Origin of the sequence: Streptomyces sp. NBC_01537 (assembly GCF_045040445.1) — a bacterium.
GTDB lineage: Bacteria > Actinomycetota > Actinomycetes > Streptomycetales > Streptomycetaceae > Actinacidiphila.
The window spans coordinates 5,463,526-5,486,595 of the sequence record NZ_CP109392.1; the positions used below are offsets into that span (position 1 = coordinate 5,463,526).

General features: G+C 71.4%; 23 protein-coding genes. 4 read left to right on the top strand and 19 right to left on the bottom strand.

Translation table 11 applies throughout. From position 1 onward, the window contains the following. The first annotated feature begins 41 nt into the window (after positions 1 to 41). Positions 42 to 773, top strand: coding sequence for a phosphotransferase enzyme family protein (locus OG607_RS25265; protein ID WP_405727692.1), 732 nt, complete (start codon positions 42 to 44; stop codon positions 771 to 773). 5 nt (positions 774 to 778) lie between these two features. Here the strand turns inward: OG607_RS25265 and OG607_RS25270 are convergent, their stop codons facing one another. Together OG607_RS25270 and OG607_RS25275 are read right to left on the bottom strand one after the other, a co-directional pair. Then, a complete protein-coding gene (locus tag OG607_RS25270) occupies positions 779 to 2,410 on the bottom strand; it encodes a glycoside hydrolase family 13 protein (RefSeq protein WP_405727695.1) in 1,632 nt (543 codons plus the stop codon). Positions 2,411 to 2,494: 84 nt separating this feature from the next. Continuing rightward, complete coding sequence (locus OG607_RS25275; RefSeq protein WP_405727698.1) at positions 2,495 to 2,656, bottom strand: Arc family DNA-binding protein; 162 nt, start codon at positions 2,654 to 2,656, stop codon at positions 2,495 to 2,497. A 28-nt stretch (positions 2,657 to 2,684) separates the two neighbouring features. Here OG607_RS25275 and OG607_RS25280 point away from each other — a divergent pair, with 28 nt between their 5' ends. After that, on the top strand, positions 2,685 to 3,887 hold the full coding sequence (locus OG607_RS25280; protein ID WP_405727701.1) for an RNA-guided endonuclease InsQ/TnpB family protein: 1,203 nt from the start codon (positions 2,685 to 2,687) through the stop codon (positions 3,885 to 3,887). Positions 3,888 to 3,989: 102 nt separating this feature from the next. Here OG607_RS25280 and OG607_RS25285 read toward each other — a convergent pair whose 3' ends face one another. The 4 genes from OG607_RS25285 to OG607_RS25300 form a co-directional block, all read right to left on the bottom strand. Next, positions 3,990 to 4,901: a carbohydrate ABC transporter permease gene (locus OG607_RS25285; protein WP_405727704.1), complete on the bottom strand. Its 912-nt coding sequence runs from the start codon at positions 4,899 to 4,901 to the stop codon at positions 3,990 to 3,992. Next, positions 4,898 to 5,878 (bottom strand): carbohydrate ABC transporter permease, encoded by a 981-nt coding sequence (locus tag OG607_RS25290; protein WP_405727707.1) that lies wholly within the window; start codon positions 5,876 to 5,878, stop codon positions 4,898 to 4,900. The genes OG607_RS25285 and OG607_RS25290 overlap by 4 nt, the downstream gene beginning before the upstream one ends. 109 nt (positions 5,879 to 5,987) lie before the next feature. After that, positions 5,988 to 7,283 (bottom strand): ABC transporter substrate-binding protein, encoded by a 1,296-nt coding sequence (locus tag OG607_RS25295; RefSeq protein WP_405727710.1) that lies wholly within the window; start codon positions 7,281 to 7,283, stop codon positions 5,988 to 5,990. Between the two features lie 123 nt (positions 7,284 to 7,406). Then, the gene (locus tag OG607_RS25300) at positions 7,407 to 8,456 is read right to left on the bottom strand and encodes a LacI family DNA-binding transcriptional regulator (RefSeq protein ID WP_405727713.1); all 1,050 of its coding nucleotides are present in this window, start codon (positions 8,454 to 8,456) and stop codon (positions 7,407 to 7,409) included. A gap of 103 nt (positions 8,457 to 8,559) precedes the next feature. Between OG607_RS25300 and OG607_RS25305 the strand changes: the two genes are divergently transcribed. Together OG607_RS25305 and OG607_RS25310 are read left to right on the top strand one after the other, a co-directional pair. Continuing rightward, positions 8,560 to 9,921 carry a glycoside hydrolase family 32 protein gene (locus tag OG607_RS25305; RefSeq protein WP_405727716.1) on the top strand — a complete coding sequence of 454 codons (1,362 nt, stop codon included), beginning with the start codon at positions 8,560 to 8,562 and terminating at the stop codon, positions 9,919 to 9,921. A gap of 9 nt (positions 9,922 to 9,930) precedes the next feature. Next, positions 9,931 to 11,199 (top strand): cytochrome P450, encoded by a 1,269-nt coding sequence (locus tag OG607_RS25310; protein ID WP_405727719.1) that lies wholly within the window; start codon positions 9,931 to 9,933, stop codon positions 11,197 to 11,199. Between the two features lie 37 nt (positions 11,200 to 11,236). Here OG607_RS25310 and hypE read toward each other — a convergent pair whose 3' ends face one another. From hypE to OG607_RS25375, 13 genes are all read right to left on the bottom strand, one after another. Then, on the bottom strand, positions 11,237 to 12,226 hold the full coding sequence (hypE, locus tag OG607_RS25315) for a hydrogenase expression/formation protein HypE (protein WP_405737030.1): 990 nt from the start codon (positions 12,224 to 12,226) through the stop codon (positions 11,237 to 11,239). A 79-nt stretch (positions 12,227 to 12,305) separates the two neighbouring features. After that, complete coding sequence (hypD, locus tag OG607_RS25320; protein WP_405727722.1) at positions 12,306 to 13,439, bottom strand: hydrogenase formation protein HypD; 1,134 nt, start codon at positions 13,437 to 13,439, stop codon at positions 12,306 to 12,308. Further along, positions 13,436 to 13,729 (bottom strand): HypC/HybG/HupF family hydrogenase formation chaperone, encoded by a 294-nt coding sequence (locus OG607_RS25325; RefSeq protein WP_405727725.1) that lies wholly within the window; start codon positions 13,727 to 13,729, stop codon positions 13,436 to 13,438. The genes hypD and OG607_RS25325 overlap by 4 nt, the downstream gene beginning before the upstream one ends. A gap of 25 nt (positions 13,730 to 13,754) precedes the next feature. After that, positions 13,755 to 16,262 (bottom strand): carbamoyltransferase HypF, encoded by a 2,508-nt coding sequence (gene hypF, locus OG607_RS25330; protein ID WP_405727728.1) that lies wholly within the window; start codon positions 16,260 to 16,262, stop codon positions 13,755 to 13,757. Continuing rightward, positions 16,262 to 16,993 (bottom strand): hydrogenase nickel incorporation protein HypB, encoded by a 732-nt coding sequence (hypB, locus tag OG607_RS25335; protein WP_405727731.1) that lies wholly within the window; start codon positions 16,991 to 16,993, stop codon positions 16,262 to 16,264. The genes hypF and hypB overlap by 1 nt, the downstream gene beginning before the upstream one ends. 5 nt (positions 16,994 to 16,998) lie before the next feature. Then, on the bottom strand, positions 16,999 to 17,373 hold the full coding sequence (locus OG607_RS25340; protein WP_405727734.1) for a hydrogenase maturation nickel metallochaperone HypA: 375 nt from the start codon (positions 17,371 to 17,373) through the stop codon (positions 16,999 to 17,001). Between the two features lie 79 nt (positions 17,374 to 17,452). Then, positions 17,453 to 17,569, bottom strand: a complete 117-nt coding sequence (locus OG607_RS25345) for a DUF6893 family small protein (RefSeq protein WP_405727737.1) — start codon at positions 17,567 to 17,569, stop codon at positions 17,453 to 17,455. 20 nt (positions 17,570 to 17,589) lie between these two features. Continuing rightward, the gene (locus tag OG607_RS25350) at positions 17,590 to 18,069 is read right to left on the bottom strand and encodes a hydrogenase maturation protease (RefSeq protein WP_405727740.1); all 480 of its coding nucleotides are present in this window, start codon (positions 18,067 to 18,069) and stop codon (positions 17,590 to 17,592) included. Further along, a complete protein-coding gene (locus OG607_RS25355) occupies positions 18,066 to 19,448 on the bottom strand; it encodes a hypothetical protein (RefSeq protein WP_405727743.1) in 1,383 nt (460 codons plus the stop codon). The genes OG607_RS25350 and OG607_RS25355 overlap by 4 nt, the downstream gene beginning before the upstream one ends. Continuing rightward, positions 19,445 to 20,104: a DUF6084 family protein gene (locus tag OG607_RS25360; RefSeq protein ID WP_405727746.1), complete on the bottom strand. Its 660-nt coding sequence runs from the start codon at positions 20,102 to 20,104 to the stop codon at positions 19,445 to 19,447. Before OG607_RS25360 ends, OG607_RS25355 begins: the two co-directional genes overlap by 4 nt. Continuing rightward, positions 20,101 to 20,739 carry a DUF5947 family protein gene (locus OG607_RS25365; RefSeq protein ID WP_405727749.1) on the bottom strand — a complete coding sequence of 213 codons (639 nt, stop codon included), beginning with the start codon at positions 20,737 to 20,739 and terminating at the stop codon, positions 20,101 to 20,103. Before OG607_RS25365 ends, OG607_RS25360 begins: the two co-directional genes overlap by 4 nt. Further along, positions 20,736 to 21,257, bottom strand: coding sequence for a hypothetical protein (locus tag OG607_RS25370; RefSeq protein WP_405727752.1), 522 nt, complete (start codon positions 21,255 to 21,257; stop codon positions 20,736 to 20,738). The genes OG607_RS25365 and OG607_RS25370 overlap by 4 nt, the downstream gene beginning before the upstream one ends. Further along, on the bottom strand, positions 21,254 to 23,038 hold the full coding sequence (locus tag OG607_RS25375; RefSeq protein WP_405727755.1) for a nickel-dependent hydrogenase large subunit: 1,785 nt from the start codon (positions 23,036 to 23,038) through the stop codon (positions 21,254 to 21,256). The genes OG607_RS25370 and OG607_RS25375 overlap by 4 nt, the downstream gene beginning before the upstream one ends. Positions 23,039 to 23,070: the final 32 nt, after the last annotated feature.

The window sequence follows — 23,070 nt, forward strand, 5'->3', positions numbered from 1 at the left end:
CGAGCGAAGACGTTGTGCAGGATCACCCTCATCGACGGATCGTGCGGATCGGTGACACCGTCCGCAGGCCCGTCCAGCCATGGACGGCGACGGTCCATTCGCTGCTGCGGCATCTGGAGGCGGTGGGCTTCCCCTGCGCACCCCGGGTACTGGGGCTCGACAAGGAGGGCCGCGAGGTACTGAGTTACGTCGAAGGGGAGTCCGGGCCCGCCGGCTGGGCCAAGGTGGTGGACGACCGGGGGCTTTCCGCCTTCGCCCGGCTGCTGCGCGATTACCATGACGCGACCACGGGCTTCTCCCCGCCGGACGGCGCGGCCTGGGCCGTTGGTACGCACGGCGGGCCCGCCGACGGCGAGGTGATCTGCCACGGGGACTTCGGCCCGTGGAATGTCGTGTGGCAGGGCCACCGGCCCGTGGGGATCATCGACTGGGACTTCGCCCGCCCGGCTCCGCGGCTGCACGACGTGGCCTACGCGCTCGAGTACGTCGCCCCGTTCCGCGACGACGCCGAGTGCCTGCGGTGGCTGCGCTTCCCGCAGCCGCCCGACCGCCGCAGGCGCCTGGAACTGTTCTGCACCGCCTACGGCCTCTCCTCGTCGTCCGGCATGGTCGATGCCGTCATCGCCAGGCAGCAGGAGAACATCGAACTCGTCCGCCGACTGGCCGGGCAGGGCGTCGAACCCCAGGCGACCTGGGTCGCGGAGGGACTGCTCCAGGAACTCGACGGCAGGGTTGCCTGGAGCCGCTCGCAACGAAGGCTGTTCGAGCGGTGAGTTCGTCAGTCTCGGTGCAGCCAGACCGTGGTGTCCGGGGGCAGCAGCCCGTCGCTGTCGAGCGGTCCTGACGCGAGGAGCGGGTCGCGGGCGCCGGGGAGGGGGAGCGGCCGGGCGGAGAGGTTGACGGCGCACAGCAGGCCGTGGCCGCGTTCGAAGAGGAGCGTGCCGTCCGGGCTGTCGAGCCAGCGGAACTCCTCGCCGCGCAGGCCCGGGTCGGTGCGGCGCAGGCGCAGGGCGTGGCGGTAGAGCTGCAGCATGGAGGCGGGGTCGGCCCGGCCGGCTTCGGCGGTGTGGGACTTCCAGTCCGGGGGCTGGGGGAGCCAGGGGACGGATCCGGGCGGGCCGAAGCCGAAGGGCGGGGTGTCGCCGGACCAGGGGAGGGGGACCCGGCAGCCGTCGCGGCCGCGGACGGTATGGCCGGAGCGTTCCCAGACGGGGTCCTGGAGAGCGTCCTCGGGGAGGTCCTCGACTTCGTACAGGCCGAGTTCCTCGCCCTGGTAGAGATACGCGCCGCCGGGCAGGGCCAGCATGAGCAGGGCTGCCGCGCGGGCGCGGCGGGTGCCCAGGGCCAGGTCGGCGGGGAGGCGCCGGTCGCGGAAGGTGGCCTGTACGCCGGTGCGGGCGCGGCCGTAGCGGGTGACGTGGCGGGTTTCGTCGTGGTTGGACAGGACCCAGGTGGCGGGGGCGCCGACGGCGGCCAGTTCGGTGATGCTGCGGTCGATGACCTCGCGCAACGGGCCTGCTTCCAGGGGGCACTTGAGGAAGTCGAAGTTGAACGCGGTGTGCAGTTCGTCCTCGCGTAGGTAGCCGGCGAGGCGGCCGGGGCGGACGTGGGCCTCGGCGACGAAGACGCGGCGGTCGGGGTAGCTGTCGGCGATGGCGCGCCACTCGCGGAAGATGTCGTGGACGCCGTCACGGTCCCAGTGCGGGTGGTCGTCCTGGCCCTGCGCCGTCAGGACGGAGAACTCCGGCAGCCCGAGGTCCGGGAGGGCCGGGTCCTTGGCCATGCCGTGGGCGACGTCGATGCGGAAGCCGTCGACGCCCAGGTCGAACCAGAAGCGCAGGACCGACTCGAACTCGGCCCGGACCTCGGGGTTGTCCCAGTTCAGGTCGGGCTGTTCGGGGGCGAACAGGTGCAGGAACCACTGGCCGCCGGCCGTACGGGTCCAGGCGGGGCCGCCGAAGGCGGCGTGCCAGTCGTTGGGCGGCAGGGAGCCGTCCTCGCCCCGGCCGTCGCGGAAGATGTACCGCTCCCGGGCGGGGGAGCCGGGCGGGGCGGCCAGGGCCTGCTGGAACCACGTGTGCCGGTCGGAGGTGTGGTTGGGGACGATGTCCAGGATCACCCGCAGCCCCAGCTCGTGGGCTTCGGCGATCATCTCCCGGGCCTGGCCGAGGGTGCCGAATGCGGGGTGGATGTCGCGGTAGTCCGAGACGTCGTAGCCGCCGTCGGCCAGCGGTGACGGGTACCAGGGGGTGATCCAGACGGCGTCGACCCCGAGATCGGCCAGGTAGGGCAGGCGGGAGCGCAGCCCGGCGATGTCGCCGGTCCCGTCGCCGTCACCGTCGGCGAAGCTGCGGACGTAGACCTGGTAGATGACGGCGGAGCGCCACCAGGAGTCGCTTGCGTTGTTCACCGGGAACCTCCGAGGATGCCCCGGCCTTCAGGCCGGGGAGGAATCGGACCCCTGCGGAGCAGGGCAGAGGTAGGTGAATCGCCGTCAGGGCGATTCACCGTCCGCCACGGCGGCGGCGCGGTCGGCCTCGAAGCGGTGGACGATCTCGGCGTTGAGTGACCGCCGGTTGGCTTTGGCCTGGGCGGTGAGCCACTGGTGAAGGTCTGCGGGCATTCTGACGGTGATGGTACGAAGTTGTTCATCCATGCCTCCATCGTACTGGTAGAGTGATGGCATGATGACAGCAGATGCGGCCGAGGATGCCGGGCATGCCCGGTACACCTACCGCCTCCGTGTGTCGTCCACCGCGACGGCCGCCCTTGAGGCGGAGTGGGCGCGCTGCAGGTGGATCTGGAACGAGTGCTGCGCCCGCTCGAACAAGGCGTACGCCGAGGACGAGAAGTGCGGCCCGGCCCGCCTGGACAAGATGCTGACCGGGGCCCGCACCGCGAACGCCTGGCTCCGCCAGGGCAGCAGTGTGCCGCAGCAGCAGACCATCCGCGACTTTGCCAAGTCCCGCGCCAAGGCGCTGAAGGACATCAAGGCCAAGCTGCCGGTGCGGCAGCGCGCGGGGATGCCCCGGTGCAAGAAGAAGTACAGGGACGATCCGACGCTCAACTACACCCGCAACGGGTTCCGGCTCAAGGCCGGGCGTCTGCACCTCGCGGGCGGGGCCGCGGTGACCGTGGTGTGGTCGCGTGACCTCCCGGCCGACCCCACCAGCGTGCGCGTGTACCGGGACAGCCTCGGGCATTGGTACGCCTCGTTCGCCGTGCCCGTCTCCACCCAGCCCCTGCCCGTGACCGGTGCCGTGATCGGTATCGACTGGGGTGTCAAGGAAACCGCGACCACCACCAGCGACGCCCACGACCTCCCCCATGCCCAGCACGGCCGCACCGCTGCCGCGCGCCTGGCCCGGTACCAGAAGCAGATGGCGAGGCGGAAGCCCGCACGCGGCAAGGCCGCGTCGAAGGGCTACCGGACGGCGTCCCGCGCGGCGGCGAAGGTCCACAAGAAAATCGCCCGGCAACGCCAGGACACCGCCCGCAAATGGGCCAAGGCCGTCGTCCGGGACTTCGACCAGCTCGCGGTGGAGGACTTCCGGCCCAAGTTCCTGGCAAGGTCCACCATGGCCCGCAAAGCCGCCGACGCCGCGATCGGCGCCACGAAGACCGCGTTGACCGAGATGGCCCGCAAGCACGGCCGCATCGTGCACCTCGTGCACCCGGCCCATACGACGATGGACTGTTCCGAGTGCGGAGCGAGAGCCAAGCACGCACTGCCCCTTTCCGAACGTACCTACGCATGCACCGCGTGCGGAGCCGTGTTCCCCCGGGACAAGAACTCCGCCCGTGTGATGCTCGTCCGGGCTGGTCTCAACCCGGCTGGTGCTGATGGCGGAAGACCTCTGGGAGTGCAGCTCCCAGAGGCAGCCTGAGCCAGGAATCCCCCTCCTTCAGGAGGGGAGGAGTCAAGTTGCGAGCTTTCCTGACTGTTCGGTGTGCGTGTGGGAGCCAGGCCCTGGGCCGTGGGGCTCGTGTCAGCCCTTGACGGCTCCGCTGGTGAGGCCTCGGACGAAGTACCGCTGCAGGGCCAGGAAGACCACGAGCGGGACGAGCATCGAGAAGAGGCCGCCCGCCGTGACGAGCTCCCAGCCGGTGCCCTGCTGCCCCAGGAGCTGGTTGGCGGCCATCGTGATCGGCTGCTTGTCGCCCGGCCCGACGAAGATCAGGGCTACGAGCAGGTCGTTCCAGACCCAGAGGAACTGGAAGATCGCGAAGGACGCCAGGGCCGGGGCCGACATCGGCAGGATCAGCCGGTAGAAGGTCTGGTAGTGGCTCGCGCCGTCGATCTTGGCGGACTCGATGATGTCCTTGGGGAGGGTCGCCATGTAGTTGCGCAGGATGTAGACGGCCAGCGACATGCCGAAGCCGATGTGTGCGAGCCAGGCCGCCGGAAAGGTGCCGTTCAGGTGCACGGAGGAGTACAGCTTGATGATCGGGACGAACGCGACGTAGTTCGGCACGACGAGCAGGCTGACGATGACGATGAAGAGGGTGTCGCGCCCCTTGAACGTCATGAAGGTGAAGGCGTACGCGGCGAACGCGGCGATGAGGATGGGCAGGAACACCGCCGGGAGCGTGATGGCCACGCTGTTGAGGAAGGCCGTGCCGAGATCCGCCTGCTCGATGGCCTTGGAGTAGTTGCCGGTGGTCAGGTCGGACAGTCCGCCGGGGTGGGCCAGCAGCGTCCACCAGCCGCTGGAGTTCGTGGCGTCGACGCTGCGGAAGGATGTCAGGACCACCCCGAGGGTGGGCACGATCCACAGCGCGCACACGAACAGCATGCTCAGCTTCACCGGCAGCGGGCTGCGGCGCTTTCGTGCCGCCGGGGGGACCTTCTGCGTCGTGGCCTTCTGCGTCGTGACCTTCTGTGCCGTCTGCGTGGTCATGCCGACTCCTCCGCCCTGAAGTGGCGAATCTGGTAGATCATGATCGGCACGATGGCGATGAGCAGCATGACGACGATCGCCGACGCGTAGCCGTAGTTGTAGTTCGTGTAGAGCTGGTTGAAGAACTCCAGGCCGACGACGTTGGTGTTGAAGGCGCCGTTGGTCGTCACATAGATCACGTCGAAGATCTTCATGACGGTGATGAGGACGGTGACGAACACCGTGATGAGCGTCCCCCGGATCTGCGGGAGGATGACCCGCCGGAAGATCAGCAGCTCGCCCGCGCCGTCCAGGCGGGCCGCTTCGAGGGTCTCCGCCGGCACGCCTTTGATGGCGGCGGACAGCAGCACCATGGAGAAGCCGGCCTGGCCCCACAGCAGCATGACCATGAGCAGCAGGCTGTTGGAGTGCAGGGTGCTCTGCTGGAGCCAGGGGATGGGGTCGTGGCCGAAGGCGGTGACGATGCCGTTGAGCAGGCCGGTCTGCGGTGTGCCGGCGGGCTGGGTGGCGTACATGAAACGCCACACCGTGGCGGAGCCCACGGCGCTGATGGCCATGGGCATGAAGATGATGGTCTTGGCCGCCTTCTCGGCCCGGGGCGCGAGGCGGTCGGCGAGCGCGGCGACGAGCAGGCCCACCACGATGCAGGCGGCGGGGACGACGGCGATCCACAGCAGGGAGTTGAGCAGGGTCTGCCGGAAGGCCGGCGTCCCGAGGAGCTTGCCGAAGTTGTCCAGGCCCACGAAGCGCGAACTGTCGCTGCTCTTGAGGCTGTCGACGATGGTGACGACCGTGGGGTAGACCAGATAGACCCCGATCGCCGCGACGGCCGGCGCGACGTAGAAGTAGGGCTTGATCCGGCTCTCCCAGCGGCCCGGCAGGGATTCGGCGAGCTTGTTGAGCACCCAGTAGACGGCCAGGGCGGCGGATATGCCCGCCACGACTGTCAGCACCGTCGAGAGTACTTGGCTGACCACAGCGGTTCCTTTCCTCGAACGTGAGTCGTTGTCGGGGTCGGCGGCCGTCGAGGCGGGGCGGGCGTTCCCGCCGCCCGCCACGCCTCTCAGCGGCCCTGTCGTGCGGTGGTCAGCTGGCGGGCCAGCTCGCGTCGATGTTCTTCAGGGCCGCGTCCAGCGACTCCTGGCCGGCGATCCAGGCCGTCATGTCCTTCCAGAACGTGCCGGAGCCGACGGCGGTCGGCATCGCGTCGGAGGCGTCGAAGGCGAATCCGCTGGCGTCGTAGGCGACCTTGGCGATCGACTGGGTGGTCTTGAGCGGGTAGCTGCTGAGCGGGAAGTCCTTGTGCGGGGAGATGAAGGAGGAGCCGTTGCCCGCCGCGGTGGTGCCGAGGTCGGTGGCCGCGAGCAGCTTCATGACCTTCCGGGCGGCCGGGCTGTCCTTGTAGATCGACGCGGTGTCGCCGCCGCCCTCGACGGGGTTGTCGCCGCCCGCCGTCGCCGGGGGCAGGCCGAAGACGCCGACCTGGGAGTCCAGGTTCTTCTGGACGGTCTTGGGGAAGAAGCCGGTGATGAAGCTGCCCTGCTGGTACATGAAGCAGCCGGGCTTGCTGTTGAACATCGCGTTGCCGGCGGTGCCGAAGGCGTTGCTGGCGATCGCCTTGCGGCCGCCGAGGACGTTGCCGTCGGTGAAGGCGATCTTCTCGAACTCGGCGGCGGCCTGACGGACCAGCGCGGAGTCGAACTTGGTCTTGTGGGAGATCCACTCGTTGTACTTGTCGATGCCGCCGTACTTCAGGACCAGGTTCTCGAACCAGTCCGTGGCGGGCCAGCCGGTCGCCGTGCCGGACTCGATGCCCAGGCACCAGGGCGTGTTCCCGTCGGACTTGATCTTCGCGGTGAGGGTGTTGAGCTCGTCCAGGGTCGTCGGGGCGGTGTAACCGGCGGCCTCGAAGGCCTTCTTCGGGTAGAAGACCAGGCCCTTGACGTTCATGCTGACCATCAGGCCGTAGGTCTTGCCGTTCAGCTTCGCGACGTCCAGCGTGCCCGCCGTCATGCTCTTGCCCAGCGCCGGGAGGTCGAGGACGTCGTCCAGCGCGGTGATCTTGCCCTTGGCCGCGAGGTCCTTGATGATGCCGGGCTGCGGCAGCAGCGCGATGTCCGGCGTGTCGTTGGCCTGCACCTTCTGCACGATGAGCTGGTTGATGTTGTCGACTCTGCGCCACTCGACGGTTATGCCCTGGGCCTTGGCCTGAGGGTTCAGCTTGGCCTTGAGCCCGTCGATGATCGGCTGGTCCATGCTCGACCAGATGGTGATGGTCTTGGTGTCGTTCGCGCTGCTGCCCGAGCCGGACGAGCAAGCGGTGGTGAGCAGGGCGAGCGCGCTGAGCGCGCTCACGCCGAGAACCAGCTTCCGTGTGGGCATGTGTTCCTCCTTGGTCGGTGAGCTGGGTCTTGCACCGAGCCACTGCGGCGGGTACTAATTCGGGTTAGTGGCCGAAAGCTAGCCCTCTCCTGTTTCTCGCGTCAAGAAGTTGTTACGAGGGAGTTATCCGTGGATGTACGGAGGTGCCGTCGAGTCGCGCATCACGAGCGGGCAGTGCACCAGGGTGCGCCCGGTCTGCACGGAGGGCCCGCCACCGGCCAGTTGCTCGGCGGCCAGGCGGCCCATCACGTCGTACGGCAACCGCACGGTGCTCAGCGCCGGGTGGATCTCCGCCGCGAGCTGGAACTGGTCGTCGTAACCCATCACCGACACGTCCTCGGGCACCCGGATCCCCGCCTCCAGCAGGGCCAGGAGCGCGCCGACGGCCATCCGGTCGTTGCCGCACATGATGGCGGTCGGCCGGGTGCCGCGCCGCAGCAGCTTGCGCGCCAGTTCGTGACCGGAGTCGGCCTGGTAGTTGCCGGACAGCACGGTGTGGTCCCGCGGATCGAGCCCCGCGCCGCGCAGCGCCTCGCGGAAGCCGCGCAGCCGGGCCTTGGTGGCCCAGGCGCTGACCGTGCCGGTGAGGTAGGCGATGTCCCGGTGCCCGAGATCGAGCAGCGCCTGGGTGGCCTCCCGCCCGCCGCGCACCTCGTCGGGCAGGATCGACGGGACGGGGTCGCCCGGGACGAAGCAGTTCAGCAGGATCGTCGGGACCCGCTCGGCGCCTTCCGGCAGCACCACGGACTTGGTGCCGGACGCGGCGAAGATCAGGGCGTCGGCCTGCCGGTCGAGCAGTTCGCCGACCAGCTGTGCGGCCTGGCGGTTCGAGCCGCCGGTGTTGACCAGGATCAGCAGATTGCCGTGGCGTACGGACGCCTCGTGCGCACCCTTGATCGCGGAGGCCGCGAACACACCGAAGTCCACGTCGTGGTTCACGAAGCCGATGGTGGCGCTGCGTCCCTGGCGCAGTCCCTGCGCGGCGCGGTTCGGGCGGTAGTCGAGTTCGGCGACCGCCTGCAGGACCCGCTGCCGGGTCTCGTCGCTGATCGTCTGCCCGGCCGTCCGGTTGAGTACGAAGGAGACGGTCGCGGGCGAGACGCCGGCCAGGCGCGCGACATCGGTCCGGCGCGCTCTTTCCGCCCTCGGTCGGTGATCTTCATGGGTTGACACGCCGCCAGAGTACGAGACGACCCCGCCCCTGAGAACCGGTTGCCGCACTGACCGGACCTGGCGTGTTTCACCACTTCAACCTGCAGTGAGAGGAATATTCGGCATGCCCGCACGGCTCCACTACGCCCCCTCGAAGGGCTGGATGAACGACCCCAACGGGCTGGTCCACTGGCAGGGGCGGCACCACCTCTTCTACCAGTACAACCCCGACGGCACCGAGTTCGCCAACCAGCACTGGGGCCATGCCAGCTCCCCGGACCTGCTCACCTGGACCGAGCACGAGGTGGCGCTCTTCCCCGGCCCGGCACACACCTCGCCGTACGACGCGACCGCCTGCTTCTCCGGCTGCGCGGTCGAGCACGACGGCGGTGTCTCGATCCTCTACACCGGCGTGCTCGGCGACGCCCAGCTCCCCTGCCTCGCGCGCGCCGCCGACGACGGGCTGTCGGGCTTCGTCAAGGACCCGGCCAACCCCCTCGTCCCCGCTCCGCCCGCCGCCGACATCACCGAATTCCGCGATCACAGCGTGTGGCGCGACGGCGGGCTGTGGCGGCAGCTCGTCGCGGGCGCGCGCCGCGAGCACGGAGGCTCGGTGTTCGCACTGTCCTCGGCCGACCTGCGGGCGTGGGACTACGACGGCGTCTTCGTGGACCGGGCCGGTTCCAAGGTGCCGGGCGCGGTGTGGGAGTGCCCGGACTACTTCGCCGCGGAAGGCCCGGGGGGCATGGACGGTACGGGAGCGTTGCTGATCTCGGTCATCCACGAGGACGGCGAAGAGGGGCCCGCGGTCTGGTGGATGACCGGCACCACCTCGGGCGGCCCGTCGGGCGCCCGCTTCCAGGTCCGGGAAACCGGCGTCGTGGACGTCGGCGACCGCTTTTACGCCCCGCAGTCGTACTGGGCTCCGGACGGCCGCCGGATCCAGTTCGGCTGGCTGCGTACCCACGAGGACCCCGCCGGACTCGACGGCCCGGCGGTGGGCGTGATGTCCCTGCCGCGCGAGCTCTCCGTGCGGCACGGCCGCCTGCACTGCGAGCCGGCCGCCGAACTGACCCGGCTCCGGCTGACCGCGACACCCGTACCGGCGACCGGCACGGCCGACCTCGACGGGGGGCGGACCGCCGGTGAACTGGTGCTCCACGCCACCGCGGCGGACGGCGTGCGCTGTGTCGTCCTGCGCTCCCCGGCGGGAGCCGAGATGACCGTCGACCTAGCGGCGTTCGCCGGACTCGACGGACCGCTGCGGCTGTTCTGGGACGCGGGCATCGTCGAGGTCTTCCGCGGCGGCCTGGCCGGGACGTGGTCCGACCTGCGCATCACCGAGGTCGCCGAACTGCTGCTGGACGGCGGCCCGACGGCGGCGGACGGCCGTGCCGAGGTCTGGGAACTCGCCCGACCGGACCGCCTGACAGGCCCGGCAGCCGGGCACCGCACCGACGGCAGCGAGGCTCGCCACATGGATTAGCCTGGCGCGATGCGCACCCCCTCATCGCTGCTGTCGGCCTTTCGGCCCCAGGTCCAAGAGCGGCTCTACGACTTCTACGAAGAGCTGCGGAGCGCCGACGACCTGTTCTGGGACCGCCGCGTGGGCGCCTGGGTCGCGACCGGGCACGCAGTGGTCAGCAGCGCCGCGGGTGACCCGGGGCTGTCCTCGGTGCGCTATCCCGACATCGAGGCCGTCCCCGGGGAACTGCGGCCGCTGGCCCGGGTCCTGAGCCGGCAGATGCTCTACAGCGACGCCCCCGACCACCCCCGGCTGAGGGCCCTGATCAGCAGGGCCTTCGCACCCCGGGCAGTGGCGACGCTCCGCACCCGGATCCACGAAGCCGTCGACCGGATCATCACCACCGCGGCGCCGACCGGGCGGATGGACATCGTCGCCGACCTCGCCCGCCCTCTCCCGCTCACCATCATCTGCGACCTCCTCGACGTACCGGAGGAGGACCGCCCCGCCCTCGCCTCCTGGTCCGAGCCGGTCGCCGAAGCCATCGGCAACTCCCGGCTCGACGCCGACCGCAACCGCGAGGCCTCGCAGAGCATGGCGGACATGCTCGCCTACCTCCGCGAACTCCTCACCCGCCACGACACCCCGCCGGCCCCCCACTCCCTGCGCGCGCTGGTGACCACACAGGCCGAGAACGCCGACCAGGACCTCGACGAACTCCTCGCCAACTGCGCCCTGCTCCTGATCGCCGGCCACGAGACCACCACCCACTTCATCGGCAACGCCACGCTCGCCCTGCTACGCCACCCGGACGCGGCCGACCAGTTGCGCCGCCGGCCCGAGCTGATCCCCGCCGCGGTCGAGGAACTCCTGCGCTACGACGCCCCGGTACAGCTGATGCTGCGCCGGGCGCGGCGCGACCTGGACCTGGCGGGCCGCACCATCGCCGAAGGGCAGACGGTGCTCCTGGTGTGCGGCGCCGCCAACCGGGATCCGGCCGTATTTCCCGATCCCCATGTGCTGGACTTCGAGCGGCCCGGCGGCCGGCACATGGCGTTCGGGCACGGCCCGCACTTCTGCCTCGGCGCGGCGCTGGCCCGGCTGGAGGGCGCGATCGTCCTGGAAGCCCTCCTCACCCGGCTCCCCGGCCTGCGCCTCGACGGCACCGAGCCGCCGCAGTGGCAGCGCAGCCTCAACTTCCGCGGGCTCACCCGTCTCGACGTCGCCTTCACCCCGCCCTCGGACGACCACGACAGCGGCACCCGGGCGGGGCACGCCACGCCGGCATGCCCCGCGTAGGCCCAGCCCAGGGCCTGCCTGGTTCTGCCCGTCTGCCTCAGCAGATGCGGGGCAGTTGCTCGCCGATGGGGAGGTCGACGACCCGCGTGCCGCCGAGCCCCGTGCGGGCGACGACCATGCCGGGGTGGGAGTCGACGCATTCGCCGATGACGGCGGCGTGGGCGCCGAGGGGGTGGGCGTGCATGGCCGCGAGGACGGCGTCCGCGTCCGCGCGGGGGACGAAGGCGACTAGCTTGCCCTCGTTGGCGACGTAGAGGGGGTCGAGGCCGAGGATGGCGCAGGCGTTGGCGACCTCGGAGGGGATGGGGACGGCGCGTTCCTGGAGGAGGACGCCGACGGAGGCGGCGCGGGCGATCTCGTTGAGGGCGGCGGCGAGACCGCCCCGGGTCGGGTCGCGCAGGACGTGGAGGTCGGGGGTGACGGCGAGCATCGCCTCGACCAGGCCGCCCAGCGCGGCGCAGTCGCTCTCGATGGCGACGCCGAACTCCAGGCCCTCGCGGACGCTCATGACGGCGACGCCGTGGACGCCGATCGGCCCGCTGACGATGATGACGTCCCCGGGCTCGGCGCGCTGCGGGCGGATGTCCACGCCGTCCGGGATGAGGCCGATGCCTGCGGTGTTGATGTAGACGCCGTCGCCGTGCCCGGCCTCCACCACCTTGGTGTCGCCGGTCGCGATCTCCACACCCGCCGCCCGCGCGGCAGCCCCCAGCGCCTCGGCGACCCTGGCGACCTGCGACATCTCGACGCCCTCTTCGAGGATGAAGCCGCAGGACAGATACGCCGCCCGTGCCCCGCTCATCGCCAGGTCGTTGACGGTGCCGTTGACGGCCAGGTCGCCGATGCTGCCGCCGGGGAAGAACAGCGGCCGGACGACGTAGGAGTCGGTGGAGAAGGCGAGCCGGGCGCCGCCGAGGGTGACGGTCGCGGAGTCGGCGAGGTCGGCCAGGACCCGGCCGCCGAAGGCGGGGGCGAAGATGTGCTCGACGAGTTCGGCGGAGAGCATGCCGCCGCCGCCGTGGCCCATGACGATCCGGGGGTGGTCGCGCAGCGGGGCCGGGCAGGTCCACCCGGAGAAATCGACCGGGGCAGCCGGGGCAAGGGTGTCAGCCAACGGGGCTCGCCTCCATGGGCGTCGTCGGGGTGCTCGGGGTGCTGAGGCGGCGGTAGAGGTAGTACGCGGCGCAGGCGCCCTCGCTGGAGACCATGGTCGCGCCGAGCGGGCTGCGCGGGGTGCAGGTGGTGCCGAAGGCCTCGCACTCGTGCGGCTTGATCAGGCCCTGGAGCACCTCGCCGCTGCGGCACGCGGCGGGCTCCTGGGTGTTGATCGCGGTGACGGAGAAGCGGTGCTCGGCGTCGTACTCGCGATAGCGCTCCGCCAGCCGCCAGCCACTCGCCGGGATCACGCCGATGCCGCGCCAGGCACGGTCGGTGACCTCGAAGATGTCGGCCAGCATGGCCTTGGCGGCGGGGTTGCCCTCGTCGCGTACGGCACGGGGATAGGCGTTCTCCATGCGGTGCTCGCCGCGCTCCAGCTGGCGTACGGCACGGCGTACGCCCTCCAGGATGTCCAGCGGCTCGAATCCGGTGACGACGATCGGCACCTTGTAGCGGTCCGCCAGCTCCGGGTACTCGTCGGTGCCCATGACGCTGCACACGTGCCCGGCGGCCAGAAAGGCCTGCACGCGGCAGTCGGGGGACTGCATCAGCGCCTCAATGGCGGGCGGGACGCGTACGTGGGAGACGAGCAGGCTGAAGTTGCGGATGCCGAGCTTGCGGGCCTGATGGACGGTCATGGCGTTGGGCGGGGCGGTGGTCTCGAAGCCGATCCCGAAGAAGACCACCTCGCGGGTGGGGTTGTCCTGGGCGATCTTCAGCGCGTCGAGAGGGGAGTACACGACCCGTACGTCGCCGCCCTCGCTGCGGACCTGGAAGAGGTCGCGGCCGGTGCCGGGGACGCGGAGCATGTCGCCGAAGGAGCAGAAGATCACGTCGGGGCGGGAGGCGATCTCCAGGGCCTTGTCGATGACCTCCAGCGGCGTCACGCACACCGGACAGCCGGGGCCGTGGATCAACTCGACCTGGTCTGGGAGGAGTTGGTCGAGGCCGTGGCGGATGATGCTGTGCGTCTGGCCGCCGCACACCTCCATCAGCGCCCAGGGGCGGGTGACGGTGGCGTGGATGTCGTCCAGCAGCCGCCGGGCGAGGTCGGGGTCCTGAAACTCGTCGAGGTACTTCACAGCTGTCCGTCCTCCGTGTTCCTGCCGCCGGCGGCCTGCTCCCAGGGATCGCCGAACTCCTCCACCAGCAGCCCGAGATCCGCGAAGAGGGCGAGCGTCTGGCGGGCCGACTCCTCGTCCAGGCGCTGCAGCGCGAAGCCGACGTGGACGATGGCGTACTCGCCGACCTGAAGGTCGGGCAGGTACTCCAGGCACACGTCCTTCACGACGCCGCCGAAGTCGACGCTCGCCATCCGGGTGCCGTCGCGATCCTCGATGTCCAGCACTCTGCCGGGTACCGCCAGGCACATGGGTCTCTCCTCGCTATGGGTGCGGCTATGGGTGTCTACGTGCGGCGATCACGAGCTGGCCCAGCGCCAGCCCGCCGTCGTTGGGCGGGACGAGGCGGTGCCGCAGCACCGTGAAACCGTCCTGCCTCAGCCCTCGGGCGCAGGCGGCGGACAGCACGGCGTTGGCGAAGACCCCGCCGGTGAGCGCCACCGTCTCCAGGCCGTGCCGTTCGCGGGCGTCGGCGCAGACCCGGCGGACCAGGTCGGCCACGGCTGCGTGGAAGCGCGCCGAGACCGTGGATACCGGTACGCCCGCGCGCAGGTCGGCGACTACAGCGGCCAGCACGGGCGCGGGGTCGGCGATGAGCGGCAGGGGGATGTGCCCAGTGCGCTGACCGGAATGGTTCGCCGGGTCCGTCCGGCTCCCGGTTCCGTCCTCAATCGCCGGACGGGCTGAATTCAGCCCGTCCGGCGATTGAGGACAAGCGCAGCCGGCGGGCTGCGCAACCCGGCGAACGGCGGCGGGCGGCAACGCGCCCCGAGCGGGCAGCTGCCCACTCGGCAGGGCTTCCCGGAGCGCGAACGCATAGCCGTCCTCCGGAAGTTCGCCGTGCGCGACCGCCGCCGCCTCCAGCTCCACCGCCGCCTGCGCCTCGTACCCCGCTTCGTGGCAGACCCCGGCAAGCGAGGACACCGCATCGAAGAGCCGCCCCATGCTGGACGTCGGCACGCAGTTCAGCCCCCGCTCCAACTGCCGGGCCAGCAACCGCCGTTCGTCCTCCGGGCAGGCCGCGACGCACGGCAGACCGGCCGCCCAGGGCAGCCCCGCCGCGTACAGGTGGGCGAGCGCCATCCGGTAGGGGCGGCGGACGGCGGCGTCGCCTCCGGGGAGCGGTACGTAACCGAGGTGGGCGAAGCGGCGGTAGCCGTCGTAGTCGGCGAGCAGGAACTCGCCGCCCCACACCGCGCCGTCGTCGCCGTACCCCGTGCCGTCGAAGGCGACGCCGATCACCGGACGGCCGCCGTCCAGCCCGGCTTCCGCCATGGCGGCGGCGACGTGGGCGTGGTGGTGCTGCACCCGGTGGACGGGCCGGCCGGCGGCCGTGCGCGCGGCCCAGCCCGCCGAGCGGTAGCCGGGGTGGCGGTCGGCGGCCAGCAGGCCGGGCACGACGCCGGTGACGGCGGTCAACTGCCGCACCGCGCCGTCGAAGGCGGTGAGGGTGGCGAGGTCGTCCATGTCGCCGATGTGCGCCGACATCCAGGCGTGGCGTCCCTCGCCGAGGCAGAAGGTGTTCTTCAGGTCGCCGCCGACCGCGAGCGCGGCGGCGACCGGTACGGGCAGGGGGACCGGGAGGGGCGCGTAGCCGCGCGAGCGGCGCACCGGCAGCTCCTCGCCGTCGCAGACGCGGACCACGGAGTCGTCGCAGGGGACATGGATGGGCCGGTCGTGGGTGAGCCAGCCGTCGGCGAGCGGGGCGAGCCGGGCCAGGGCCTCGGCGTCGTCGGTGACGATGGGCTCGCCGCCGAGGTTGCCGCTGGTCATCACCAGCAGGCGCGGCCCCGGCGGGTCGCCGGGCAGCCCGAGGAGCAGGTGGTGCAGCGGGGTGTACGCGAGCATGAACCCGAGGTCCGCGCAGCGCGGGGCGACGGCCTCGGCCAGCCCGTCGTGGCGGCCGGGGCGGCGGCGCAGCAGCACGATCGGCCGCCGGTTGCCGGTCAGCAGCTCCCGCTCGGCGGGATCGAGGTGCGCCAGCCGCTCGACGTCGGCGATGTCCCGCGCCATCAGCGCGAACGGTTTGTCGCCCCGCCCCTTGCGCAGCCGCAGTCGCCGGACCGCCTCCTCGTCGGCCGCGTCACAGGCCAGGTGATAGCCGCCCAGCCCCTTGACGGCGAGGATCGCGCCCCGCGCGAGCAGCCCCCGGGCCCGCGCCACCGGATCGGGTACGTCGGGCAGGCCCGGTACCACCAGCCGCAGCCGTGGCCCGCAGTCGTGGCAGGAGACCGGCTGGGCGTGGAAGCGGCGGTCGGCGGGGTCGGTGTACTCCCGCTCGCACCGGGCGCACAGCGGGAAGCCGGCCATCGTGGTGTTCGCCCGGTCGTACGGCAGGGCCGTGACGATGGTGAAGCGCGGCCCGCAGTGCGTACAGGTGATGAAGGGGTGCCGGTAGCGGCGGTCGGCCGGGTCGGACAGCTCGGCCAGGCAGTCGGCGCAGGTGGCGGTGTCCGGCGAGACCAGGGTGCGGGCCGCGCCGCCCGCGCGGGACGGGGCGATGGAGAAGCCGATTCCCCCGGCGACGGCCACCGCCAGGTGCGTCACCGACTCGACGACGGCCAGCGGCGGCGCGTCCGAGCCGATCCGCTCGCAGAACGCGCCGACCGCGCCCGGATGCCCCTCGACCTCGGCGACCACGCCCTGGCCGGTGTTGGTGACGTACCCGGACAGCCCCAGTTCGCGGGCGAGACCGTAGACGAAGGGCCGGAAGCCGACGCCCTGGACCACGCCGCGCACGGTGACGCGGCGGCGGTCCACGACGGTCTCCTCCGGGGCGGTCATCAGTGGGAGTGGCTGTGGCTGTGGCCGTGGGAGTGCCCGACGGCCTGGCGGGCCATCACCGGCCGGTGGACGTCGGCGCCCGCCTGCACGGCCATCGCCCGCTCCAGCAGCCCGCCGGCGCCCTCGCCGGTCCGTGCGGAGGTGCGGATCACCTCGACCCCCGGGTTGACCTGCCGTACGTTGCCCAGGAAGGTGGCCTCGTCGAATCCGACGGCCTCGGCGATGTCCGTCTTCGTCACGATCACCAGCTGCGCCAGCCCGAAGGCGGACGGGTACTTCAGCGGCTTGTCCTCGCCCTCGGTGACCGAGGCCAGAGCCACCCGCAGCGACTCCCCGAGGTCGTAGGAGGCCGGGCAGACCAGATTGCCGACGTTCTCGACGAAGAGCAGCCGGGTGTCATCCGGCAGCCACCCCTCGACGTGCGAGCGCAGCATGTCCGCCTCCAGGTGGCACAGCCCGTCGGTGAGCACCTGCTTCACCGGAACGCCCGAACGGGCCAGCCGGGTCGCGTCGTTCTCGGTCGCCAGGTCGGCCGTGAGGGCGGCCACCGGCACCCCGCGCCGCCGGGCGAGGGTCAGCTCGGCCTCCAGCAGGGCGGTCTTCCCGCTGCCCGGGCTGGACAGCAGGTTGACAATGACGGTCCCGCGAGCCGCGAGATCCTTACGCAGCGCCTCGGCGCCCCGGTCGTTCTTGGCGAGCACCGCCCGCTGAAGGTCCTCGACACGGCACATCGCTCTCACTCCCTATCGACAGCGGGCTGGGGCTCGGGCGCCCAGCGCACCTCGGTGATCCGCAGTTCGCGCCCCGACACCAGCTCGGCCGCCGCTCCGTCGCACTTCGGGCAGCACAGGTGCGGCGGCATCCCGGTGTCCCACTCCCACGCGCAGGGCCCGCACCGGGCGCGCCCCGGCACGGGGTCGAAGGACAGCTCGGCCCCGTCCAGGACGGTTCCGGCGCAGACGAGTTCGAAGCAGAACCGGAGGGCGTCGGGTACGACCCCCGCCAGCTCGCCGACCCGGAGCCGTACGGACTCCACGGCCCGGGTCCCGCCGGGGCCCGCCGCTTCCTCCACCTGCCCCACCACTGCCATGGCGATGGACATCTCGTGCATCGTCCTCATTAGAGGAAGCGGGCGGGGTGCCGCCGGTCAGCCACGCCGCCGGGGGTGTCGGCCTACGCCCGTTCGGCCCTCACATCGTCGAAATCCTCAGATACCGCCTGACGTCGGGCAGGTTCGAGACGAGGACGTAGCCTGCCGCTGCCGCCGCCGCACCGAGCAGGATCTTCCGCATGGTCCGCATGGTCATGTGCTCCTTCGTCAGCTTCGTCATTGGTCGAGCAGGTCCAGCACGAGCCGTACGGCCTCGTCCACGGCGGCGGCGACGGGCGCGCTGAGCCCGATGCCGTCGTCCAGGCAGGCCGGTTCACAGCCCACGACGAGCACCCGGCGCGGTCTGCTGCCGCCGGTGCTCGCGCTGAGGTTGTCCAGCAGGGCCAGCACGGTGTCCGGTGTCATCCGGTGGCCGTCCATCAGCAGGCCCGTCCCGGCCTCGGCCGCCGCCTCGATGAGGTAGACGGTGCCGGGCGGGCCGCCGCGCTGGGCGGCGTCCAGGAGGACGGCGGTGTCGTAGCCCTCCAGGAGCTGGTAGGCCAGGTGCACACCGCGTACGCCGGTGTCGGAGAGCTCGACGTGGCCCGGGAGATCGTGCTCGGACAGCCGGCGTACCGCCTCGACGCCGAAGCCGTCGTCCCCGGCGAAGATGTTGCCGATGCCCGCCACGAGCACGCGGTCCAGAGCCGTGGTCATGAGTCCTCCACCGGGGCCAGCTCGTCCGGCTGGAAGTACAGGAAGCGGCCCTGCTCCCGGCGCACCTCCGCGCCCGGGTCGCCCTCCACGGTCACCGCGAGGTGCACCGCCCCGTCCACGTCGTGCAGGACCGCCTCCACCACGGCGGTGCGGCCGTGCAGGAACAGGTCCTGGGCGTCGCTGCGCCGCAGCCCCGGACGCAGGACGACACGGCTGCCCGCGCCCACGGACACGCCCTCGACCATGACCCGGTCACGGGCGGGATCGACGGAGGCGTCGGCGCCGGGGTCCCACCAGGGGGTGTCGGGCGAGGTCACGTCGGGCGCGGCGGTCGCCGGGCCGGTGACCTCGCGCAGCGCCCGTACGGCCCCGTGCAGCCGCTCCAGCACTTCCGGGGGCATGGAGTCGGCGAGGTCGATGACGGCGGCGGCCCGGTCGTCGGTGCCGCGCGCCTGACGTTTCTCGTCGTCGGTGAGGGCGGCGGTGCGCAGAGCGAGGATTTCGTCGATCTCGGTGGCGTCGTAGAGCTGGCCGGGGCTCTCCGGGGCGATCTGCGGGTGGTCCTCCAGGATGATCGGGGAGGACAGCACGACATCGGCGGCCCCGTCCTCGCCCGCCAGCACCGGCCAGGTGTGCTCGTTGCGGCACTCGGCGACGGCGGCTCTGGCCCACTCCGGCGGGTCGGTCATCGAGATGAAGGAGCCCGCCGTCAGGGCCAGCATCAGGTGGGCCGAGATCAGCGCGTGGGACAGGGCGTCCTCGCGGGCGGCGGCCGTGCCGTCGCCGGTGTTCTCGACGGTCGCGGTGAGCCGCAGCACCCGGTACGGGCCCGGGAGTTCCTCGGCGGTGATCCGTACGACGCCCTCCAGCGGTTCCCGGCGGCGTACGATCCGGCCGACCGTGCGCCCGTCGGCGTCCGCGACCTGCTCCGTCCCGGTGTGCGCGGGGCGGGAGAAGGGCAGCACCAAGCCGTCGCCGCCGAGCGCGTCGACGTCCACCGACAGCTCGACGCGGTCCTCGACGCCCTCGTCCCACGGCACGAGCACCCGGTCGGGCAGCGGCAGTTCGTCCGTCGCCTCGAACCGACCGCCGTCCAGGGCCCGTTCGACGGTGCGGCGCTGGGCGTGCAGGAAGCGCAGCTCGGCGTGGAGCACCGCCCCGGCGCGCGGTTCCATCAGGATCTGGGTGCGCTGCGCGGCCGGTTCGCCGGACGCCGCCGCCCACGCGGGGGGCGCGAGGACGCCGAACTGCCAGCGCATCCGGTTCTTCGCCGCCGACGCCCGGTACGGGTAGAGGACGTACCCCTCGAAGAGCACGGCGTCCGCGACCTTGCGGGCGGTGCCGAACAGGGGCCGGGTGGAAGTGAGCGGGGCCGTCATGACGCCGTCCCCTCAAGAGCCTCACAAGAAGGCACGGCGGCCAGCAGTGCCTCGACCGTCGCCTCCCACGAGGGCAGCGCGTGCCGCGAACGGTAGGCGAGCAGCGCCTCCATCCCGGCGCGCGGCACCCGGATCCAGCCGCAGCCGGGGAAGTGCTGCTCCATCATCTCCCGCCACACCGCCACCGGCAGGCGACAGGTCGCCTCCTTGTCCCACGGCACCGGCCGCACCGAAAAGCCCCCAGCTCCGCAGAAGGCCGTGCCCGAGAAGAGCAGCAGGAGCGGCACCTCGCCGTCCGCCAGCGCGGCGAAGTACCTGGCCGACGCGATGTCCATGTCGTACGTACAGGGCACCGGCACATCCACCTCGGTCTCCCCGCTGAAGCCCGGGACCACGACCGACACCTGCGCGAACTGCACCGGCTGCATCGAGCTGTGCCAGCGCGACCGCTCGCCGAACAGGTCGCTCAGCCGGTCCGCCTCCTCCTGCGCGTAGCCGCGCTGCGCTGGCTCGATACGCATCTGGCAGCGCAGCGCGATGGCGTGCACGCGCTCGCCGCCGCTCGCGGTGATCCGCAGCCGGAAGATCAACGTGGGGCCCGCCGCGTACGGATCGGCCCGGACGCCGACGCACTCGAAGGACAACTGCTCGGTCATGGGCGTCCGTTCGTCTGGGGTGCCGGGGTGGCCCGGCGTTCGAGGTCGTCGAAGAACGCGGCGATCTCCGCTCTGGCCCGGGAGCCGCCGTCGAAGCCCTGCCAGTGCAGGCGCAGCCGGCCCACCAGCTCGTACGCCATGTCCACGGGCACCAGGAAGCACTGGCTCTCGCCCTCGCGCTCCTGGTGGCGTACGAGCAGTGCCTCCACGTCGGGCGTCATCAGCCGCACCAGCGCCGAGCCGCCGAGCGTGCGCTCCCACACGGCAGGGTCGAGGTCGGTCTCGGTGGCCCCGGCCGGGCTCGGATACAGCCCGACCGGACGGTCCAGCCCGGAGTGGTGGAAGAAGAAGGCGACCCCCACCGGGATCCCCAGCGCCGCCCACGCCTGGGCGTCCGGGCCGGTCTCCTCGTCGCGGAGAATGCGGTCCGGCACCGTCCTGAACCGCCCCTCGCCCGCCCCCGGGCGGTCGAAGAGCAGAGCGCACCCGGTGCACACGCAGGCCAGCGAGCGCTTCTCGGCGTCGGCCATGTGCCGGTGCTCCTCCGGCAGCCCCGCCCCGCACAGCTCGCACACCTCGGGCGCGGGCGGTGCGGGCGGCGCGGGTTCGAGGAAGCGGCGCAGCGAGCGGCTCATGACGCTCCCGGCCCACGGCCGATCTGGAGCAGCACCGGCTCCCGGGCGGCGGGTTCCGCCTGTTCCACTTCGACGTGGGTGATCTCGGGGGCGTAGGCGGCGATGGCGGCGTCGATACGCTGCCGGTCCGCGTCGGGGGCGCTGCCGCAACCGCAGCCGCCGCCCGACTCGGCCTCGGTGCGCAACCGCAGCGTGCCCGAGGCCTCGTCGAGGTGCAGGACGGTGGCGCCCGTGGCGCCCGCCGCGGTGAGGGCGCGGCCGACCCGGGTGCGGGTGTCCTCGGGGTGGAGGTCGTGGAGGACGAGAAGGCCGGTGACGACCTCGTCGGCCAGCAGCGCGTCGAGGGCACCGACGTCTTTGCCGCCCACGAGTTCGACGACACGGGCCAGCCCGGTGCCGTAGAGGTCCATCAGGACCCGTACCAGCTCCTCGGCGGCCTGGTTCACGGCGGCGTCGCCGGTCGCGTCGAGGCGGTCCAGGACCTCCTCGACGCGACGGCCTGTCGCTTCCGCGCTCATCCGCCCATGCCGCTCAGCCCGGTGGGGACGTGCATCTTCTCGACGGTCTTGCCGCCGCCGACGTACATGTGGACGCCGCAGGGCAGACAGGGGTCGAAGCTGCGCACGGCGCGCATGATGTCGATGCCCTTGAAGTTCTCGGGCGGGTTCTCCTCGAAGATCGGCGTGTTCTGCACGGCGTCCTCGTAGGGCCCGGGGGTGCCGAAGGAGTCGCGGACGCTGGCGTTCCACGGGGTCGGCGGGTAAGGGTGGTAGTTGGCGATCTTGCCGTCGCGGATCACCATGTGGTGGGACAGGACGCCGCGTACGGCCTCGGTGAAGCCGACGCCGATGCCCTCGTCGGGGACCTCGAACTTCTCCCAGGTCTGGGTGCGCCCGGCGCGTACCTCCTCGAGGCCCTTCTCGGCGAAGTGCAGCGCGACGGCGGCGGAGTAGGCCTGGAAGTAGGTGCGGGCCCGGTTGCGTTCGAGGGCGTTGCTCCACTTCGGGATCTTCCACTCGAAGGTGGTCTCCGGCTTGGTGAGGGAGCGCGGCAGGTTGATGATGACCGACTGCCCGGTGGCCTTGACGTAGCCGATGTCGACCAGCCCGGACAGCGCGGTGGACCACAGCCGGGCCAGCGGGCCGCCGCCGGTGTCGAGGGCGAGGTGGTCCTTGCCGTCGAACCAGCGGGGGGACATCACCCAGCTGTACTTGCCGTCGAAGTCGCGCTTCTGCGGGTCCGGGATGGTGTGCTGGTTCCACGGGTGGCGCGGGTCGACCGGGTTGCCGAGCGGGTCGTGGGTGACGAACTGCTCCTGGCCCTCCCAGTCCTGGTAGTACGAGCTGCCGAGGAGGATCCGGATGCCGAGGTTGATCTCGGTGAGGTCGTTGGTGACCAGCTTGCCGTCCACGATGATGCCCGGGGTGACGAACATCTTGCGTCCCCAGTCCGTCATGTTGGCGTACGTGAAGTCGCAGTGGTCGGGGTCGTTGAGGGCGCCCCAGCAGCCGAGCATGATGCGGCGGCGGCCGACCTCCTCGTAGCCGGGCAGCGCCTCGTAGAAGAAGTCGAAGAGGTCGTCGTGGAGCGGGACGACCCGCTTCATGAACTCCACGTAGCGCATCAGCCGGCTGAGGTAGTCGGTGAAGAGCTGTACGGAGGCGATGGTGCCGACGCCGCCCGCGTAGAGGGTGGAGGGGTGGACGTGCCGGCCCTCCATCAGGCAGAACATCTCCCGGGTGTAGCGGGAGACCTGCAGCGCCTCGCGGTAGAACTCGCCCTCAAGGGGGTTGAGGGAGCGCATGATGTCGGCGATGGTGCGGTAGCCGTGCTCGCCGGCATGCGGGGCCTCGGTGCGCTCGGCCAGTTCCAGGACGCCGGGGTTGGTCTCGCGGACCATCTTCTCGCAGTAGTCGACCCCGACCAGGTTCTCCTGGAAGATGTTGTGGTCGAACATGTACTCGGCGGACTCGCCGAGGTTGATGATCCACTCACCGAGGTGCGGCGGCTTGACCCCGTACGCCATGTTCTGCGCGTACACCGAGCAGGTGGCGTGGTTGTCGCCGCAGATGCCGCAGATGCGGCTGGTGATGAAGTGCGAGTCGCGGGGGTCCTTGCCGCGCATGAAGACGCTGTAGCCGCGGAAGACCGACGAGGTGCTGTAGCACTCGGCGACCCGTTTCTGCTTGAAGTCGATCTTCGTGTGGATGCCGAGGCTGCCCACGATCCGGGTGATCGGATCCCAGGACATCTCCATCAGGCCGCTGCCGTCTCCGGACGCCTTCGTCTTCGGTGCCATCGGTTCTGCCGTGCCCTTCGTCAGGAGTCAGG

What these genes read in the sequence shown, in the direction of transcription:
- OG607_RS25275 (WP_405727698.1), bottom strand. Translation starts at nt 2,656, where the DNA reads ATGGATGAACAACTTCGTACCATCACCGTCAGAATGCCCGCAGACCTT.
- OG607_RS25280 (WP_405727701.1), top strand. Translation starts at nt 2,685, where the DNA reads ATGATGACAGCAGATGCGGCCGAGGATGCCGGGCATGCCCGGTACACC.
- OG607_RS25285 (WP_405727704.1), bottom strand. Translation starts at nt 4,901, where the DNA reads ATGACCACGCAGACGGCACAGAAGGTCACGACGCAGAAGGCCACGACG.
- OG607_RS25295 (WP_405727710.1), bottom strand. Translation starts at nt 7,283, where the DNA reads ATGCCCACACGGAAGCTGGTTCTCGGCGTGAGCGCGCTCAGCGCGCTC.
- OG607_RS25305 (WP_405727716.1), top strand. Translation starts at nt 8,560, where the DNA reads ATGCCCGCACGGCTCCACTACGCCCCCTCGAAGGGCTGGATGAACGAC.
- OG607_RS25310 (WP_405727719.1), top strand. Translation starts at nt 9,931, where the DNA reads ATGCGCACCCCCTCATCGCTGCTGTCGGCCTTTCGGCCCCAGGTCCAA.
- hypE (WP_405737030.1), bottom strand. Translation starts at nt 12,226, where the DNA reads ATGGGCCACGGCGGCGGCGGCATGCTCTCCGCCGAACTCGTCGAGCAC.
- OG607_RS25325 (WP_405727725.1), bottom strand. Translation starts at nt 13,729, where the DNA reads ATGTGCCTGGCGGTACCCGGCAGAGTGCTGGACATCGAGGATCGCGAC.
- hypF (WP_405727728.1), bottom strand. Translation starts at nt 16,262, where the DNA reads ATGACCGCCCCGGAGGAGACCGTCGTGGACCGCCGCCGCGTCACCGTG.
- hypB (WP_405727731.1), bottom strand. Translation starts at nt 16,993, where the DNA reads ATGTGCCGTGTCGAGGACCTTCAGCGGGCGGTGCTCGCCAAGAACGAC.
- OG607_RS25340 (WP_405727734.1), bottom strand. Translation starts at nt 17,373, where the DNA reads ATGCACGAGATGTCCATCGCCATGGCAGTGGTGGGGCAGGTGGAGGAA.
- OG607_RS25345 (WP_405727737.1), bottom strand. Translation starts at nt 17,569, where the DNA reads ATGACCATGCGGACCATGCGGAAGATCCTGCTCGGTGCGGCGGCGGCA.
- OG607_RS25350 (WP_405727740.1), bottom strand. Translation starts at nt 18,069, where the DNA reads ATGACCACGGCTCTGGACCGCGTGCTCGTGGCGGGCATCGGCAACATC.
- OG607_RS25355 (WP_405727743.1), bottom strand. Translation starts at nt 19,448, where the DNA reads ATGACGGCCCCGCTCACTTCCACCCGGCCCCTGTTCGGCACCGCCCGC.
- OG607_RS25360 (WP_405727746.1), bottom strand. Translation starts at nt 20,104, where the DNA reads ATGACCGAGCAGTTGTCCTTCGAGTGCGTCGGCGTCCGGGCCGATCCG.
- OG607_RS25365 (WP_405727749.1), bottom strand. Translation starts at nt 20,739, where the DNA reads ATGAGCCGCTCGCTGCGCCGCTTCCTCGAACCCGCGCCGCCCGCACCG.
- OG607_RS25370 (WP_405727752.1), bottom strand. Translation starts at nt 21,257, where the DNA reads ATGAGCGCGGAAGCGACAGGCCGTCGCGTCGAGGAGGTCCTGGACCGC.
- OG607_RS25375 (WP_405727755.1), bottom strand. Translation starts at nt 23,038, where the DNA reads ATGGCACCGAAGACGAAGGCGTCCGGAGACGGCAGCGGCCTGATGGAG.